This is a genomic window from Candidatus Binataceae bacterium, from assembly GCA_035500095.1.
In the GTDB taxonomy this organism is placed as follows: Bacteria; Desulfobacterota; Binatia; order Binatales; family Binataceae; genus JAKAVN01.
In genome coordinates, this window is record DATJXN010000077.1 from 15605 (window position 1) to 33085 (window position 17481).

15 protein-coding genes are annotated in these 17481 nt (G+C 64.6%); 12 read left to right on the forward strand and 3 right to left on the reverse strand.

What is annotated here, in order from left to right; genetic code table 11:
- Window positions 1-34 precede the first annotated feature (34 nt).
- The 6 genes from VMI09_07940 (at window position 35) to VMI09_07965 (ending at window position 5823) form a co-directional block, all read left to right on the forward strand.
- Window positions 35-898 carry a methyltransferase domain-containing protein gene (locus VMI09_07940; protein HTQ24613.1) on the forward strand — a complete coding sequence of 288 codons (864 nt, stop codon included), beginning with the start codon at window positions 35-37 and terminating at the stop codon, window positions 896-898.
- A 108-nt stretch (window positions 899-1006) separates the two neighbouring features.
- Entirely contained in the window at window positions 1007-2638 is a 1632-nt protein-coding gene (locus VMI09_07945) for a hypothetical protein (GenBank protein ID HTQ24614.1), read from the forward strand.
- 56 nt (window positions 2639-2694) lie between these two features.
- A complete protein-coding gene (locus VMI09_07950; protein HTQ24615.1) occupies window positions 2695-4302 on the forward strand; it encodes a hypothetical protein in 1608 nt (535 codons plus the stop codon).
- Between the two features lie 191 nt (window positions 4303-4493).
- On the forward strand, window positions 4494-5009 hold the full coding sequence (locus VMI09_07955) for a hypothetical protein (GenBank protein ID HTQ24616.1): 516 nt from the start codon (window positions 4494-4496) through the stop codon (window positions 5007-5009).
- Window positions 5009-5596: a hypothetical protein gene (locus VMI09_07960; protein ID HTQ24617.1), complete on the forward strand. Its 588-nt coding sequence runs from the start codon at window positions 5009-5011 to the stop codon at window positions 5594-5596. Before VMI09_07955 ends, VMI09_07960 begins: the two co-directional genes overlap by 1 nt.
- On the forward strand, window positions 5575-5823 hold the full coding sequence (locus VMI09_07965) for a hypothetical protein (protein HTQ24618.1): 249 nt from the start codon (window positions 5575-5577) through the stop codon (window positions 5821-5823). Before VMI09_07960 ends, VMI09_07965 begins: the two co-directional genes overlap by 22 nt.
- A 6-nt stretch (window positions 5824-5829) precedes the next feature.
- On the opposite strand, the gene VMI09_07970 is transcribed toward VMI09_07965, so the two are convergent.
- Window positions 5830-7104 carry a glycosyltransferase family 87 protein gene (locus VMI09_07970; GenBank protein ID HTQ24619.1) on the reverse strand — a complete coding sequence of 425 codons (1275 nt, stop codon included), beginning with the start codon at window positions 7102-7104 and terminating at the stop codon, window positions 5830-5832.
- Between the two features lie 74 nt (window positions 7105-7178).
- Complete coding sequence (locus tag VMI09_07975) at window positions 7179-8345, reverse strand: glycosyltransferase family 87 protein (protein HTQ24620.1); 1167 nt, start codon at window positions 8343-8345, stop codon at window positions 7179-7181.
- Window positions 8346-8910: 565 nt separating this feature from the next.
- Here VMI09_07975 and VMI09_07980 point away from each other — a divergent pair.
- On the forward strand, window positions 8911-10053 hold the full coding sequence (locus tag VMI09_07980; protein HTQ24621.1) for an LLM class flavin-dependent oxidoreductase: 1143 nt from the start codon (window positions 8911-8913) through the stop codon (window positions 10051-10053).
- Window positions 10054-10101: 48 nt separating this feature from the next.
- Here the strand turns inward: VMI09_07980 and VMI09_07985 are convergent, their stop codons facing one another.
- Window positions 10102-12129 carry a molybdopterin-dependent oxidoreductase gene (locus VMI09_07985; protein HTQ24622.1) on the reverse strand — a complete coding sequence of 676 codons (2028 nt, stop codon included), beginning with the start codon at window positions 12127-12129 and terminating at the stop codon, window positions 10102-10104.
- 74 nt (window positions 12130-12203) lie between these two features.
- On the opposite strand from VMI09_07985, the gene VMI09_07990 reads away from it, so the two are divergent.
- The 5 genes from VMI09_07990 to VMI09_08010 all read left to right on the forward strand — a co-directional run bounded on the left by VMI09_07990 (window position 12204) and on the right by VMI09_08010 (window position 17178).
- Window positions 12204-13412: an FAD-dependent monooxygenase gene (locus VMI09_07990; protein ID HTQ24623.1), complete on the forward strand. Its 1209-nt coding sequence runs from the start codon at window positions 12204-12206 to the stop codon at window positions 13410-13412.
- A gap of 25 nt (window positions 13413-13437) precedes the next feature.
- Complete coding sequence (locus tag VMI09_07995) at window positions 13438-14628, forward strand: cytochrome P450 (GenBank protein ID HTQ24624.1); 1191 nt, start codon at window positions 13438-13440, stop codon at window positions 14626-14628.
- A gap of 42 nt (window positions 14629-14670) precedes the next feature.
- Complete coding sequence (locus VMI09_08000) at window positions 14671-15771, forward strand: DUF3047 domain-containing protein (protein HTQ24625.1); 1101 nt, start codon at window positions 14671-14673, stop codon at window positions 15769-15771.
- Window positions 15772-15917: 146 nt separating this feature from the next.
- A complete protein-coding gene (locus VMI09_08005) occupies window positions 15918-16352 on the forward strand; it encodes a hypothetical protein (GenBank protein ID HTQ24626.1) in 435 nt (144 codons plus the stop codon).
- 13 nt (window positions 16353-16365) lie between these two features.
- The gene (locus tag VMI09_08010; GenBank protein HTQ24627.1) at window positions 16366-17178 is read left to right on the forward strand and encodes an alpha/beta hydrolase; all 813 of its coding nucleotides are present in this window, start codon (window positions 16366-16368) and stop codon (window positions 17176-17178) included.
- The last annotated feature ends 303 nt before the right edge of the window (window positions 17179-17481 follow it).

Consider the following 17481-nt stretch of genomic DNA (forward strand, 5'->3'; position numbering starts at 1 on the left):
ACCGAGCGCGAGCAAATCACGAGGGGAGAACGCGATGAGCGATCAGAGCCAGCCGGTGAGTCAACTGAAACAGCAGCAACGTATCGATTGGAATGCGGCGGCCGCCGGATGGAAACAATGGTGGAGCGTCTTCGAACGCGCGGCGCAGCACGTCAGCGACCGCCTGATCGAACTTGCCGAGGTGCGCGCGGGTTATCGGGTTGCCGACCTCGCCACCGGAATCGGCGAGCCCGCGATTACCGCGGCGCGGCGCGTCGGCGCGGGCGGCCGCGTCGTCGCATTCGATCACTCCTCGGGGATGCTCGCGGTGGCGCGCGAGCGCGCTTCGGCGCTGGGACTCGATAACCTGGTCGAGTTTCACGTCGGCGATATCGAATCGCTGGAGGCCGACGAGCACAGCTTCGACGCCGCGCTCTGCCGCTGGGGCCTGATGTTCGTGCCCGACCTCGATTCTGCCGCGCGCGGAATTCGCCGCGCACTCAAGCCCGGCGCTCGCTTCGCGACTGCCGTCTGGTCGACGCCGGACAAGGTGCCGATGATAAGCCTCGCCGGCGACGCGATGCGCGCGCTGGCCGGCCTGCCGCCGCGCCAGCCCGGCGCGCTCGATCCCTTTCGGCTTGCCGACGTATCGATCCTGACGCGCGCGCTCGAAGCCGCAGGCTTCGGCGAGGTGCGCAGCGAACCGCTAGAGGTGGTCTTCGAATTTGCCTCGTCCGACGAGTTCACCCGCTTCCGCGAAGGCGTGTCCGCTCCGCTGCGCGCGGTGCTGGAGCAGGTCACGCCCGAGGTGCGCGAAAAGATCATGCGCGCGACGGCGGATGCGGCTGCGCCCTTTCGCCGTCCCGACGGCTCGCTCAGGATGCCGAACGTGACAATCTGCGTTGCAGCGCGCGCGTAAGCGGCGCAGCCGCTGCGCCCAAGCGATGCGGCCTGGCGGCGAATCTGCTAGTTTCGAGGCGGTTGCGCCGCTTGCGCGGCGTCAGTCGCCCAGGCGGCGCGGCAGGTGATGAAGACCAGGGGGGAGGAGCGCGCGGTATCGCCGGACAGCTCCGTCGATTCTCCGGCGGCGGCACGTGCGGCCGAGCTTCACGGGTCGGCCGCCGCGGAAGCTTCCAGGCGCGCCCGCAACTCGCTTCTGCGCCATTCGCCCGCGGTAGTCCTGCTCGCTATCCTTGTCGCCGATTCCAACCGACACACCGACCCTGACCTCTGGGGGCACATCCGGTTCGGCCAGGCATTTATCGCAAGCGGCCACCTAATCCACAGCGATCCCTACAGCTATTCGGCGCCGGGCGCGCCCTGGCACGACTACGAATGGCTTGCCGAAGTGGTGATGGCATTCGTTTACAACGCGGCCGGAGTGGCGGGCCTCAAGCTTTGGAAACTCCTGTGCACGGCGCTCACCGTGATCTTTGTTGCGGATTCAGAGGCCGAGACCGGAGCGTCATTGTCAACGCAGCTCCTGGTATTGGTCATCGCGGCGCTCGCCCTTGTGCTGCAGATGCAGTTCCGGCCGCAGATGTTCACGTTCGTGCTGCTCGGAGCGCTGCTCGCTCTGCTCGCGCGGCACAATTATCGCCGGCGTGCGCCGCTTTGGACGGCGGTGCCTCTGATGGCGGTGTGGGCGAATCTGCACGGCGGATGGATCGTCGGCATCGCCACGCTTGCGATGTACACGGCGGGCGCGACTATCCATGACCTCGCCGTTGGCGCGGGCCTTCGGCGCGGAATCCGCCTGGCCGCCGTCACCGGAAGCGCGTTGCTCGCGACGTTGCTCAACCCGTACGGCTTCGGCCTCTGGCGCGCGGTCGCGTGGGCGCTGCTCGCGCCGTACAAGCGCCTCGCCAACGTCGAGTGGCAGCCGATGTTTTTTGCGCTGGCTCAGCAATGGCACCAGGCGCACTCGGGCATCTTCGTTTACGCCGCGGTCCTGGCGCTGATGGCGGGGCTGGTCGTGGCGTTTATCCTCGCGCCCGACACCAGCGACCTGCCGCTGGTCGCGGTGGCCGCGACGATGTGCGTTGGAGCATGGCTCTCAGTGCGCAACATGGGCCTGGTGGCCGTAACGGCAAGCGCGCCGCTGGCGCGTCATATGGATCTGCTCGGTCAAAAATGGCGCGGCGGAGCGCCGGCGCGCGCATCGCGCCCGGTCAATCAACTCGTGATTTTCGCGCTGTGCGTTGCGTTGATGCTGAAGACGGACGTCTTTTCGCGCCGGCTCGACCTCGACCAGCCTTATCCGGCCGGCGCGCTCGGGTTCATGCGCGCGCATCAGCTGACCGGCAGAATCCTCAACGATTGGAACTGGGGCGATTATCTCATCTGGCACGCCGCCCCCGCGAGCAAGGTCTTTATCGACGGCCGCGACGATACCGTATATCCACTCGAAGTCGTGCGCCAGTACATGCTATTTCGTTTCGACCTGCCGAACGGTTCTCGCGTTCTGGATGCTTATCCGCATGATTACGTACTTATCTCCCGCTCCGCCGAGGCGCGGCATGTGATGGAGCGGCGCGGTGACTGGAAGCTGCTTTATCGCGACGATAGTGCGTTTCTTTATGCCCGCGCGAGCGCACCTGCCGCGAGCCTGCCGAATTTGCCGGTGATCGGAGCGGGCGGTCCGGGCGCGTTTCCATAAGGGGAGACTTTGCGCCGTGGCGCGCGGCCTGTAGCGTGGAGCCTGCGAGCGAGCGCATGGCATCACCCGAGGCAGCATCGCGCGACGCCCCTTCCGACGCAAGCGCGCACGCCGGCACGTCGCGCTACCGGAAACTCGGGCCCACCGTCCCGCTCATGCGCTATGCTCCTGCGGCCGTCCTGATCGCAATCCTGCTCCCCGATTCCAATCGCTCCACCGATCCCGATTTGTGGGGTCATCTGCGCTTCGGCGAGGTCTTCATCGCCGCACGCCATTTGCTCCACCACGACACGTATTCCTACTCCGCGGCGGGCCATCGATGGCGCGATCACGAGTGGCTGGCCGAAGTCGTCATGGCTTTGGTTTACGATGCGGCCGGCGTGGTCGGGCTCAAGCTGTGGAAGTTCGCGTGCACGGCGGCAGCGATGCTTTTTGTCGCCGACAGCGAGGCGTCCACCGGCGCGCCGCCCGCGGTCCAGCTTACCGTCCTATTCGCGGCGGCGTGCGGATTTGTGTTGCAGGCGCAGTTGCGGCCGCAGATGTTCAGCCTCGTGCTGTTCGGCGCGCTCCTCGCATTGCTCGCGCGCGACACTTACCGCCGCGACGCTCGGCTTTGGCTGACGCTTCCGCTGATGGCGCTTTGGGCGAACCTGCACGGCGGCTTCTTCATCGGCCTCGCGGCGCTGGCGCTCTACTCAGTCGTCGCATTCTCCCAGGATGTCGCCGCGCATGCGGGATGGCGCCGCGGGGCCGGATTGATGGTCCTCACCGCGGCCTCCGCGGCGAGCACGCTGGTCAATCCCTATGGCGGCGGAATCTGGGGAACGGTGACGCATGCGCTCGCCAACCCGTACACCCGCAACGTAATCCGGGATTGGCAGCCATTTTGGTGGGCGATGCTGGCTCAGTGGCATTCGGCGCCCTCGGGCGTCGTATTCTATGTTGCTGTGATCGCGATGGTCGGCGCGCTGGCAACCGCGATGGCCGCAGCGCCGAGCGCAGACGATCTGCCGCTGATCGCGGTAGCGGCGATGATGGTGCTGGCGGCTTTTGTTTCGGTGCGCAACATGGCGCTGGCGGCTATGGCGCTTGGCGCGCCATTGGCCCATCGTCTGGCGATGCAGCGCGCGAAGCGCGCAGGGGAGATTGCGCTTGCTATGTCGTGGCGTCCGGCGGCCCATGTCGCGGCGTTCATGCTGGCCGCCGCAATGGCGTTCGGCGGCGGACTGTTTTCGTCGCGTCTCGCACTGGATCGCGCCTACCCTGCGGGGGCGCTCGCCTTCATGAAATCGCGGGGCCTGCATGGCAATGTGATGGGCGAGTTCGGATGGGGCGAATATCTCATCTGGCATGCGGCGGCGGTCGGCGACCGGGTTTTCATCGACGGTCGCTACGACACCGTCTATCCGTTCAAGGTTATCGGCGAGTACCTTGAATTTTACTTCGACCAGCCGGGGGCGAACCGCGTGCTCGATTCCTACCCGCACGACTTCGTGCTGATCGGATCGGCCGCGCCCGCGCGTCATCTGATGGCGCGGCGCGCGGACTGGAAGCTTATCTATGGCGACGCCGACAGCCTGCTTTACGCGCGCGCCGGCGCACCCGCGGCAGAACCGCCGGGGTTACCCGTCACCGCGGCGGTCCCCGCGGGCCAATTTCCATGACGTCGTCGCGGCCTGCGCAAACGTTGTCGCTAGCGCGTTAGTCGCCGGCCTTCCTCGCCTTCATCATCGTTATCGCCGACGCCGGCCGCTGGGCCGACCCGGACCTTTGGGGTCATCTCGCTTTCGGCCGCCTCATCCTGACGCGCGGGCATCTGCCGCCCGTTGACGTTTTCTCTTACAGCGCGAGCGGCTTGCCCTGGCACGATCACGAATGGTTCTCCGAAGTCGTGCTGGCGCTGTGTTGGAGCGGGTTTGGAGTAATCGGGCTGAAGCTGATGAAGTTCGCGGCCACCGCCGCGCCGGTCACGCTGCTGGCGATGGGCGCGGCCGAGACGGGCGCGCCGATGGCGCTGCAGATGGTGGTGCTGACGACGGCAGCCGCGGCGATCGCGCCGATGCTCCAGTTTCGCCCGCAGCTTTTCGACTTTATCGCGCTAAGCGCGTTGCTTCTGCTGCTCGCGCGCGACAGTTACCGCCGCACGGCGCGGCTTTGGCCTGCGATTCCGATCTTCGTGCTGTGGGCCAACCTGCACGGCGGATTTTTAGTCGGTCTCGCGGCGCTCGCGGTCTATACCGGCGCCGCGGCGGTCGAGGACCTGGCGGCGGGCGAGGGCCTCGGCCGCGCGGTGCACGTGGGCGCCGTGACCGCGGGATGCGCGCTCGCGACGCTGGTCAATCCCGACGGATCGGCAACTGGCGCACCGTGATGCATACGCTCGGCAATCCGCTCACGCGCGCGGTGGTCAGCGAATGGCAGCCTCTGCTGTTCAAGATCGCCGAGGAATGGCACAAGTCGCCGAAGACCGCGATCAACTTTGCGCTCGTGATCGTACCATACGCCGCGCTGGCGCTCTGTTTCGCGCTGAGGCCGCGCGGGTGCGACCTCGGTCTTGTCGCGATCGCTGCGATGATGGGCGTTGCCGCGTACCTGGCGGTCCGCAACATGGCGCTCGCGGTGATCGCCTCGACCACACCACTGTGCCGGCATGCCGCCCTCGCGCTTGCGCATACGCGCTTCGGCGATACGACGCCGCCCGCGCCGCGAACGCGCCCGCGCGAAGCGCTGATCGGCGGACTCGCGCTCGCGATCGCGATAGCCACCGGGCTCTTCTCGCCAAGCCTGCGCGAGGGTTACCCGCAACCCCGGAGAGCGATCGAATTCATGCGCGCGCACGGACTGCACGGCAACGTGCTCGATGATTTCGGATGGGGCGAGTACCTGATTTTCGAGCTTGCGCCCGGATCAAAGTCTTCATCGACAGCCGCTACGATATGGTCTATCCGCAGCCGGTGATCGCGGACTATCTGGACTTCTTTTTGGTGCGCCCGCGCGCCGCCGCGGTCCTTGGCGGCTATCCGCACGACTTCGTGCTGCTGAGAGTGACGTCGCCGTGTTACAGCTTCATGATGGCGCAGCCGGGATGGCGGCTGGTCTATCGCGACGAGCTGGCGGCGCTGTTCGCGCGTGCGGATTCGTCGGCCGCCTCGGCGTACGGCGTGCGAGAGCCTGCGGATCGGTGACGGCCTTCAGGACCTGGCAGCGAGGCCCTGAGAAGCGGAGAGACCCGGCGAATCGGCAGCCAAAGACGCGCGCTCGAGACGATCGCTCGCCGCCGAGCCAGTCGCGTCCGTCGCCAGCCATAACACGGCGAAAAATCCCAGCATCAGAGCCAGGATCGATCCTTCGGCAAGAAATTTTATTCCCTGATTCCAGAGGACCGCGCCGACCACGGGTTTTCTCAGCAGGCGCGATAGCGAAACGATCAGGTAACTCGCCAGCGCCGCCCAAGCCGCCCTTGAACTGCATTCGTGTCTTTGCCCGGAGGCGGCTATCTCAGCGAAAGGGATGAGCAGGAGAACCAAGTAGTGAATCCAGGAAAGCGGCGACAGGATGATCGACGCTGCCACCCATAAAGCGTAGGTGGGCCGATCCAAGTCCGGCCGTAGCCGACGCCGATAAGTCGGCCAGACGGTAAGCGCCAGAATGACGATCTCGGCGGACACTATAGAGACAAAATGGAGCATCCGAAGAGGAGCGCCGGGTGCGGGTCCACCGGCGTAGAAGAAGAAGCGATCCAGAAAACCGTGCAGCGAAACGTTCGCCGGATCTTGCCAGAACGCAGTCGCGGCGAAGCGCATGCCGCTCACGTAGCCAATGCACACGGGCAATCCCAGCATCGCAACGGTCACCGCGCCAATCAGAGCCAGTCCGCAGCCCATATAAATGAGCACGCGCCATTGCCGCCGAATGACAAAATAGCCCGCCATCAGGATCGGGAACGCCCTGTAGGCCACCGCCAGGCTGAGCAACAGGCCGGCGGCGGCTTCTCGCCGCCTTTGCAGCGCGCGCATCACCAGGACCAGCGCCAGCAGAATCACCGTCTGGCGCTGGCTGAACAGAAAGTCCTCGGTAACCGGCGCATAGAGTACCGCGAAGGCGGCGATTACCAGCGCCATCCGGAGATCGAGGCCGCTAAATCGTGGCGCGAGGAGCAGAAAGAGCGCGGCGGCGAACGCGGCGAAGTTTACCGCGATCCAAATCGTGTGGGCGCTTGGCACCGCGGCAAACGAAAACGGGAGGAAGAGGAGCAGCGCGAATGGAGTGTCGGTGCTGTGGCGCAGCGGTCCGAGATGGAATCCCAGACGCTGCCCGATCGCCGTGAGATCGACCGTATATGGATTTAAACCATGGCGGTACGCTATCGCCGCCGAATAAAAGACGTCGAAATCGTTGTGGTAAGCGCGTCCCCAGAGTGTCAGGAATCCGACCGCGCGGAATATCGCCAGGACGCAGAGCGTCACAAGTATCGCCGGCCGCGTAACTATATCGGCCAGCCGCTGACCCGAGATCGCGCGCGCACGCAAATCGCTTGCCCTCAGGCCGAAGCCTCTAACCGCGCGAGATGGAGCGCACGAGGCTGCTCTGCGACGGACTCGCGATGGACTGCGCGGCGGAGAATTGCCGCCAGCAATACGATGATCACGATCGGTGCGAGCGGAATTCTCGCCATCAAAGCCGTGGGCAGCGAGATCCGAGGCAGGAGCCAGGAGATCACGAGCACTGCCTTCTCATAGGGCAGGAAGCCCTTTTCGAATCCCTCCATCGCGAGCCATGCGACGGGCAGCGCGAGCAGCACCAGGTCGTATTGCAGCAGGTAGGGCGAAACCATCAGGCAGCCCGCGGAGAGGCTCGCGGCCTTGACCGCAAACGGGCGCTCGCCTTTCCAGACCCAAATCACTGCGGACGCCGCGATTAGCGCGTAGATGACCTGGGCCGCGTAACCCGCGCTCAGGCTGCCACCCCACATCATGACCGCGCCGAAAATGCTCTGCAGGGTGTTGAAATGGATTCCGCCCCGGTCGAGAACGAGCTTTTGCGTAATCGCGAAGTTGCTGAAGAATGCGCGCCACGTCGCCGGTCCAAACGCGGCCAGCGAAACCGCCGAGAACAAGGCGCCGCTTACCCCGGTCGCTATCAGCGCACGCCAGTGGCGAGACGCAAGCAATGCCAGCGGTATCAGAACGGCCAGGTGCGGCTTGTAAGCCATCAGGCCGAACAGGAACCCGGCAAGGATCGGCCTTCGTTCGAGGCACACCAGGCCGCCGCCAATAAGTGCGGTCGTCAGAAATCCATTTTGTCCGCACATGAAGTTGATGATTACGCCCGGGAAGGTGATCGCAAGCCAGCAACCGAGCGGGTTCGGCGCGATCCGGCGGAGAACCGCAAAATATCCGCCGAGCGTGACGGTCTCGAAGGCCACCCACGATGCCACGAACGGCAACAGCGATAGCGGCAGAACCATCAGGAGGAACGTCGGCGGATAGGAGAACACCAGCACGCCGAAATCCCTGCCTCCCATGACCTTGGCCATCTGGATGTGCTGAAGATGAACGTCATAGACGGCCGCAGGATGGCCCCCAAGCGCCGCGAGGGACGCGGCGTAAAAATCGACGAAGTCGCCTCCGACGCACAACCCGCTTTCGAATATCAGGTTGTGAGAATGTATCAGCTGCCCTACCGCCGCGATCAGATAGACCAGCAACAGACATCCTGAATAGAACGCAATGCGCTCAGAAGTCAGCCAGGAAGGATCGCGGAGCCAACCGACGGATCGCGAAGCGCGGCACGAAGATGAAACCGGCTCTGCCGAGGCGGAGGGTTGAGCGACCGGGCCGAGGTTGGTGGGACTATCCATCACGGATCAAGCATGGATGATAAAATCGCAAATCACAGGTTGGACGGGCATAAAGCCAACTCGCACTAGCGCGAGAAGCACAGAGCATACCATTGTTTTGAATAGCGGAAAACGCGATATCTCAACGGAAATCGGCGAAGGCCGCAATCTGCGGGGTCCTGGTCGATGTGGGCAGCCTGCAACACGCGGCGAGCGGAGATCGGGCGGCTGTCAACGCTCTTTCAACGGTTTTTTCGGCGCCGGCTCGCGGGTTGACGGGAAGACGGGCGTCTTCCTGGGCTATGGGCGGCTCGTTCATGCGCTCGACGTACCGGCGATCGGCGCATCGTGTGCTATACCCGGCAAAGCGGCGGCGGGGTTAATCGTTCATCCGCGCCGGCCTCATGTTTTCAGGCCACGAGGAGGTCCTCTTATGCACGTCGGAATGGCGGTGATTTTTCAGGGCGCCGGCGAGGGGCGCACCGATCGCAATGTCTATCGCAACGAGCTGCGCCTGGGCGACCTGGCCGAGCCGCTCGGCTTCGAGTCGCTATGGGGCGTCGAGCATCATTTTACCGACTACACGATGTGCCCCGATGTGCTCCAGATGCTCACCTACTTTGCCGGGCGCACCCGGCACATCCAGCTCGGCTCGATGGTGGTCGTGCTGCCGTGGCACAACCCGGTTCGCGTGGCTGAGCAGGTCATCATGCTCGACCACATGTCCGACGGCCGCATGATTCTCGGGTTAGGCCGCGGGCTGGGCCGGGTCGAGTTCGAAGGCTTCGGCGTCAACCAGGAGGACGCACGCGAAATCTTCGTCGAGGCCGCGCAGACCATTCTCGAAGGTCTCGAGCGCGGCTACTGCGAGTTCAACGGCAAGTTCGTGCATCAGATTAGGCGCAACTTGCGTCCGCGCCCGTTCAAATCGTTCCGCGGCCGAACGTACGCAGCCGCGGTGTCGCCCGAATCCTGCGAGATCATGGCGCGGCTCGGGATCGGTATTTTGATCATCCCGCAAAAACCGTGGGAGACCGTGATCGCCGAGCTCGGCAACTATCGCGCGGTATTTCGCGAGGTCAACGGCACCGACGCGCCGCCGCCGATCGTGGGCGGATGGACCTATTGCGACGAAAACGCGGATCGCGCCGAGGATCTGGCGCGAAAGTACATTGGGGGCTACTGGCATACGGTCGCGAAGCACTACGAGATCATTGGCGACCATCTGACCAAAATGCGCGGCTACGAGTCGTACAAAGCGATGCAGGAGATGGCGAGTTCGCCCGGCGGGATGGACAAGATGGTCGAATTTTTCCTCGGCTTGCAGGTCTGGGGCACGCCCGAGCAGTGTTACGACAGGATCGTCAATATCCAGGAGCGCACCGGCGCCGAAGCCTTCAACGGAGTCTTCAGCTACGCGGGGATGCCTTACGATCTCGCGGAAGCGAACCTGCGGCTGTTCGCGGCCGAGGTGATGCCGGAGCTGAAGAAGCTGGTGCCGCACGAAGACCAGCTGATCGCGCGCGCGGGTGTCGGCGCGCACGCCGACAGCGGCGCGTTTCGATTACCGGCCTGACGTCGAGGTTCAGGCGGAGGGGAGAAAACAAGGATCGCCCGAGTCCGCTCAGGCGAGCGCGACCTCGACCGCGGTGTCGAAGCTCGCCTGGCCGCCCGAGAAACCGAAAGTGTCAACGGCGTCATCCGGCAGCACGGCGGCCCCGTCGGTCAGCGTGTTGAGCCCGATCCATCCATCGCGCATCCACACGGTCCCTTGCGATACGTCGCCGGTCACGTGCGCGCGCGCCCGCATCTCGCCGCGGCCGTTGTAAATCCGGATCGCGTCGCCGTGCTTTACGCCGCGTCCGGCGGCGTCTTCGCGCGAGATCCACAGTGACGGCTCGGGGTCGGCGGCGGCCAGCGTAGGCAATGCGCGGCCGTGGTCATAGAAACCGTGGAACTGAGTAATTGCGCGTCCCTGGCAGAATCTCAGCGGATACTGCTGCGCGCTCTCAGCTTCGTGGATCGGCATCGGCGGCAGCCCGAGATCCTCCGCGCGGGCGGAGTACAATTCGATTTTTCCCGACGGCGTCGGAATGCGAAGATCCGGATGCGCAACGTGCGAAATGTTGAGTGCGCGAATGCCGCCCTCGGCGCGAAGCGCTGCGACCGTGGCGTGGCCGGTTGCGGGATGGTCCAGGATCGAGTCGAGCGGACCCTCGTCGTTCGCCCACGGGTAGAAGTCCGCGAGATCGAGCCGGCGCGCGAGTTCGCGCAGCAACCATCCTACGGGCCGCGTCTCACCGGCGGCCTCCAGAACCTTCGGCATCAGGTATAGATGCGTGTTGGTGCTCTTGCATCCCAGCTCTTCCAGCCATGCGGTGGCCGGCAGGACGACGTCGGCGAAGCGGCGCGCGGTGTCGTTCATGAACAGGTCGTAGCTCACGACCAGGTCGGTGCGCGCCAGTCCCTCGGCCAGCCGGCCTGCGTCGGCGTAGGACGAGGGCATGTCGGTGCCGAAGAGCAGGAACACGCGGACCTCGCCGCTCAGCAGAGCTTCCGTCAGCAGCGGCATCTGGTTGGGGATGTAGCGTCCGGGCGCACGCCGGTCGAGCGCGACCATGTCGTTGTTCAGTCCCTGGCCGTGCACGATGGCGCCGTGGCGCGGGCCGAAGCCGCCGCCGGGCACACCGAGGTTGCCGGTGAGCGCGGGAAGACATCCGATCGCGCGCGCGCCCTGCCATCCGTTGCTGCCTTTATGCATCGAGCTGCCGCCGAGCACGAGCATTGCGGGTTTCGTCGCTGCATAGCGCCGCGCGAAGGCGACGATCCGCTCGGCCGCGATACCGGTGACCCCGGCCGCCCACGCGGGCGAATATTTTTCGACGTGCACCGCTAGCGCGTCGAACCCCACCGTATTGCGCGCGACGAACTCGGCGTCATGCAGCCGCTCGCCGACGATCACGTGCATCAGGGCAAGCGCGAGAGCGGCGTCGGTACCCGGACGGATTATCAGGGTCTCGTCCGATTGCGCCGCAGCTTCGGTTTGCCGCACGTCGATCGTGATGACGTGGGCGCCGTGCCGCCGCGCGGCCACCAGATGCCGCGCGGTGTTCGGCTGGCTTGCGAGGTTCGCGCCCCACAGCACGATCAGCGCCGCGTGCTCGCCCATGTCCTCCTTGGTGTTGGTCTCGAGAATGCCGGTAAGGCCCAGGCCGAAGGCGCCGAGACCCCAACAGATCATCGTCGGGTTCCACCACTGGCAGCCGTAGAGATTCGAGAAGCGGCGCACCAGATGAGAGCCCACGCGCGTGCCGTAATTGTTGGCGAAGAGTCCGTGCCCCGCCCAGGTGCCGACCGCCTCGCGCCCGGCCGCGCGCATCCGCCCGGCGATGAGGTCCAGCGCCTCGTCCCACGAAGCGCGGTGCATCGGGCCGCCGCGCCGCTCGCGCACGAGCGGCGTGAGCAGGCGACGCGAATTGCTGATGATCTCGCGCGAGGCCTGGCCGCGAATGCAAAGAAAGCCGCGGCTGTCCGGGTTGTCCGGATCGCCGCGCACGCCGACGAGTCGTCCGTCGTCAACCTCGACCAGCATCCCGCACAAGGTGGGAAAGCAGTTCATCGGACACATCGTGCGGATGGTGCTGCTGCTCACGGCGCGATAATAGCTCGCGCGCCGTCCAATCTCATAGCGGGGCGATCCACGATCCGGATAAAATCACCGCCGCCGTGGACGAAACGAAGACGCTCAACGCCGTAATAATCGGCGGCTCGATGGCCGGCCTATGCGCGGGCCTGGTGCTGCGCGCGGCCGGATGCGCGGTCGAGATTTTCGAAAAATCGCCGCGCGAAATGGAGGAGCGCGGCGCGGGCCTGGTGGTCCAGGATGAGGTGCTCGACTTCGTCACGAAGTATTGCGGCGCGATTCCCGACGAGCTTGGCGTGCGCTCGCGGGCGCGGCAGCTTATCGCGCTCGACGGCGGCGTCATCTGGAGCGAGGCGAGCCCGCAGTTGATGACGTCGTGGGATTCGCTCTATCGCAATCTCAAGCGCGCCTTTCCCGAAGCGCACTATCATCATGCGGCGCGGCTCGCGTCGATCCGGCAGGATTCGGAGGATCCGGGCCGCGCATACGCTGGCCTCGAAGACGGCCGCGAGCTTGCCTGCGATCTTCTCGTTTGCGCCGACGGCGCAAACTCGACCGCCCGCCGGCTGCTGCTGCCCGACGTAGCCGCGCGCTACGCCGGCTATGTTGCGTGGCGCGGGATGGTGCCCGAGCGCGAGGTGGCCGATTGGGCGAACGATCTGCTGGCCGAGAGGTTCACGTTTTTTCATGCGCGGCATACCCAGATGCTGTGTTATTTCGTTCCGGGACCCGCGGGCGAAACCGCTGCGGGCGAGCGCCGGGTCAATTGGGTCTGGTATTGGAACGTGCCCGAGGGCGATGAGCTTCGCGCAACGCTTACCGATCGAAGCGGGCTCATCCATGACTATTCCGTGCCGCAGGGAGCGGTCGAGCCGGCGCTGAGGCGCCGCCAGGGTGAGATCGCGAGCCGCGTTCTGCCGGAAATTTTTCAGCGCCTGTTCGCCGCTACCGCGCAGCCCTTCATCCAGCCGATTTACGATCTGGCGGCGCCGCGGATGGCCTTCGGGCGCGTCTGTCTGCTTGGCGACGCCGCCTTCGTTCCGCGGCCGCACCCGGCGGCCAGCACCTACAAGGGGGTCGCCAACGCCGTGGCGCTTGGCCAAAGCCTCGGCGCTCACGGACGCGACGTCGCCGCGGCTCTCCGCCTATGGGAGCCGTCGCAAATCGAACTGGGCGAGAATCTGGCGCGGATCGGCCAGGAGCAGGGAAATCGCTCCCAGTTCAGCGCTTCCGAGGGGCCGATCGTGATACAATCTCTTGCGCGAGCAATGCGAGCGCGGACGCCGTTATGAGCGCCGCTACTGCAAGGAAGCTTTGATGGAATTCGTAGATCTTTCCAATAGCCGATCGTTTGCCAATGGATTTCCGCACGATTTTTTCACCTGGCTTCGCCGCAACGAGCCCGTGTGGTGGCATGAACCGACCAGCTACACGCCTAACAACATCGGATTCTGGGTTGTCAGTCGCTATGACGACGTGGTCGCCGTCTTCAAGGATGCGGAGACCTACTCTTCAGAATTGGGCGGTACGCAGATTTACGACGGCAAAGGTATGGGTTACCAGCTCAACCAGACCGACGATCCCAAGCATCGCCGGCTGCGCGCACTGGTGAACAAGGGCTTCACCCCGCGGATGATCGGACGCATGGAGGACGAGCTGCGCCGGCGCACGCGGGAGATCCTCGACGCCGTGCCGCTAGGTGAGACCTTCAACTTCGTCCCCGCGGTCGCGCGCGAGCTGCCGCTCCAGGCGATCTGTATGGTGCTTGGCGTGCCGCAGGAAGATCGCACGAAGATAGTCGAGATTGTCGATCTCGCGATCGGCGCGGGCGACGGTACCGTCATGTCGCCGCAATACCTCAAGCAGCTGAGCGCGTATGCCGACAAGATAGTTGAGAGCAAACGCTCCAATCCGGGCGACGACATCTTGTCCGTCATCGTTCACGCGCGGCTGGACGACGGATCGCCTCAGCTCAACAACCAGGAGCTGCGCGCCTTCTTCAATCTGCTTTTTCCGGCCGGAGCCGAGACCACCCGCGGTTCGATCGCAGGCGGGCTGCTCGCGCTGATAGAGAAGCCCGAACAGCTCGAGCGGCTGCGCAACGATCCGCAGGTCATGAGGCCCGCGGTCGAAGAGATGGTGCGATGGACCTCGCCGTCGGTGTACAAGCGTCGCACCACGACCCGCGACACCGAGCTGCACGGGCGCCGGATCGCCAAGGGCCAGAAGGTGACGGTCTGGGAGATGTCGGCCAACCGCGACGAGGACGCGTTTGAAGATCCGTTTCGCTTCGACGTCGCACGCGACCCGAACAATCACGTCGGGTTCGGTCTTGGGACGCATTTCTGTCTCGGCGCGAATCTCGCGCGGCTCGAGATCCGCGTCATGTTCGAAGAGCTGCTGGCGCGGTACGAGCGGTTCGAGGTGGCTGGATCGGTGGCCTGGACCAATAACAACCGGCTCGTGAGCCTGACGGATCTGCCGCTGCGCGTGTTTCCGAAGAAATAAGGACCGTATCGCCCGTGTATCCGAAACGGGCTGGCGCAAAAAATGGATAGTCTCGAGCAGTTCGAGAGCGCCCTCCGGCCGATCGTCGCCGAGGCCGAACGCGACGCTATCGCGCAATGCTGGATAGTGAGGCTCGCGGCCAATCGGCCGCCGTGGACGCCGAGCGGAATCGAGTTGTCCGCCGGCGATCGCGTGAGTGTGTTTTCCGCGGGGCGCGCCAGTATCGCCGCGGCGCCCGAAATCTGGGTCGGCTCCCATTGTGCGCTCTGGATGCGAGTCGGGATCGCGGGAGAGATCTTCCGCACTCCCGGCCGCTCGTACACTTTCACCGCTCAGAGCGGCGGCGAACTCTACCTGTGCAATCTCTTCCCCGGCGATTGGGCTGATCGCCACGGGGCGCTCGCGACTGATCCGCGCGCTTACGATCGCATCGCGGGAACGATCGCGGTCCTGGTCGTGCGGTGGAAAGCCGGGCCGCAAGCCGGGCTGGAGCGGCTCGCGGCTGGCGCCTCTGCCGGTGCGGCTATCATGCGCGCGGAGGCTGAGCGGCTGAAGCATCCGGCTCTGACGCCCGCGGGATGGCACTATATGTGGTCGATCGGCGACTCCGGCGTCTTCGATTCCGGGCGCGGCGTGCGGGGCGAGCCGATCATCCGATGCCGTGTCAACGACGATGCGACGATTCTGCAGCGCCCCGTGCATCTGAAGTTCAACGACTCCGTTAGGCTTCGGTGGTCGTGGAAAATTGACGCGCTCCCGGCTTCCGAGCGCGAAGACGCGGTGCCCACGCACGATTACTTGAGCATCGCGGTCGAATTCGACAATGGACAGGACCTCACCTATATGTGGAGCGCCGCGATGACGCCGGAGAGGAGTTTCCGCTGTCCGATTCCGCGCTGGAGCAAGCGCGAGACTCACATGGTCGTGCGTTCGGGCAAGGAGCGGCTCGGCGAAAGGGTCAGCGAGGAGCGCGGCGTATGGGACGACTACCGCCGCGCGATCGGAACCCAGCCCGCAAATATCGTCGCCGTCTGGCTGATTGCCGTCAGCGTCTTCACGCATACCGATTCGTACTGTGAATTCTCGGATATCGAACTCGCGGCTGACAATCAGACGATCCCGCTTATCGCGCCGCCCGGCTGAGCGGCCGCGAGCACGATCATTCCTCTTCGCCTTGACTTTTCTTTTTTCGGCGTAAACTATGGCGCAGGTTTCGCCGCCGGAGGACTCGAAAGCTCCGGCGGCGCTGTATCAGTACAACCCCGATCAGCGCATCACGGAGGAAAGTCATGTCATTTTTGGCTGATCGCGCGTTCCAAGATCGCTTCGTGTCGGCGCTCAACGCGCATCCGACCTTCAGCGAACAGGCGCAGGTTTTCGACGGGTCGGTCCTGCTCGAGGTCGGGACCGATCTGCTCTGGCTCAAGATCTACAAGGGCAAGGTAATCGATCATCAGCCGGCCGTTCCACCCTTCGGCTACACCTTCAAATTCTCGGGCAGCGAAGCCTCGTGGAAGCTGCTCACCGGCGGGCAAAGGCTCTGGTCGGATCTCACCTATCCGGGCAAGCGGTACTTCGAGGACGACCCGTCGCTCGCGACCGCGGGCTCGCCGCACGTCGAAATTCGCACCGAGGGAAATCTGCTGGAGGCGTTCCGCCTCACCGAGGCGATGTTCCAGATGGCCTACGTGCTGCGCGATTGCGTGCGCGGAAGTTCGCGCTGAGAGGATCACGACTATGGCAGGCACCGAAGATATTCGCGGGCACTACGTCAAGGTCAACGGCACCAGGATCTTCTACGATGAAATCGGCGATGGCTATCCGATAGTCTGCGTTCATACCGCGGGAGCGTGCTCGCTCGAGTATTCATACCTGTTGCCCCTTCTGGCCGAGCGGGGGTTTCACGCCTATGCGCCGGATCTGCCGGGCCATTCGCGTTCCTATCCGGTCAACTGGAAGCCCCATCGCACGATCCACGAGCACGCCGAGTTCGTGCACGCCTTTGCGAATACGCTGGGGCTGAAGAAGCCGGTGATCATGGGATGCTCGATCGGCGGCGATATCACGCTCGACTACGCGGCGCATCACTGGCGCGAGATGGCGGCCGGGATACCGATGGAGGGAATGTCGCGTTCGCCCACTTTTCCGAGTCCCGCGGGCGTGGCGCTTCCGGCGTGGGGACCCGGATGGCAGGATCAGCTCGAGCGGGCCGCCACGGAATCGCTCAATAGAAACTGCGCGGAGGAAAAAATCGTCGAGCTGCGCTGGCAGCATCGTGGGCCGCAGGTCAGCGCCGTCGGGGACCTCGTGGCCTGGGCGACGCATGACGTGCGCAAGCTGCTCGGCGCGGTCGAGTGCCCGATGCTGCTGATATGCGGCGAAGACGATTTCTGGGTGCCCAGGCCGCTGGTCGAAGAAACCGCCAAGCTGCTTAAGCATTCCGAAGTGGCGTATCTCAAGGGTATCGGCCATTATCCGATGTTCGAGGACCCGTCGCTGACCGCTAAACTGGCGACCGATTTCTGCCGCAAGCATTCGATCCTGAAGTAAGTTGCCGGGCGCTGAACGCTTGCCCGATCTTCGCTCGGCTCCGCCGCTGACGGTTGCTCCGGCGCACGCGCGGCATCGCGCGCGCACCGCTGTCTTCCGATATTCCTTGACATGCGGGGGCATTAGCGCTGCTCTCTACCCTGCCGGCCGCGGTTAATGTTCCGCACATCGTAACCTTCAGCGAAGGAGGATCCTCAAATGAACGTCGACGATTTGGAAAGGCGGGTTCGGCTGATTGAAGACGTGGAAGCGATCAAGAAGCTCAAGCATCAGTACTGCCACTACTGCGACGACAGCTATGAC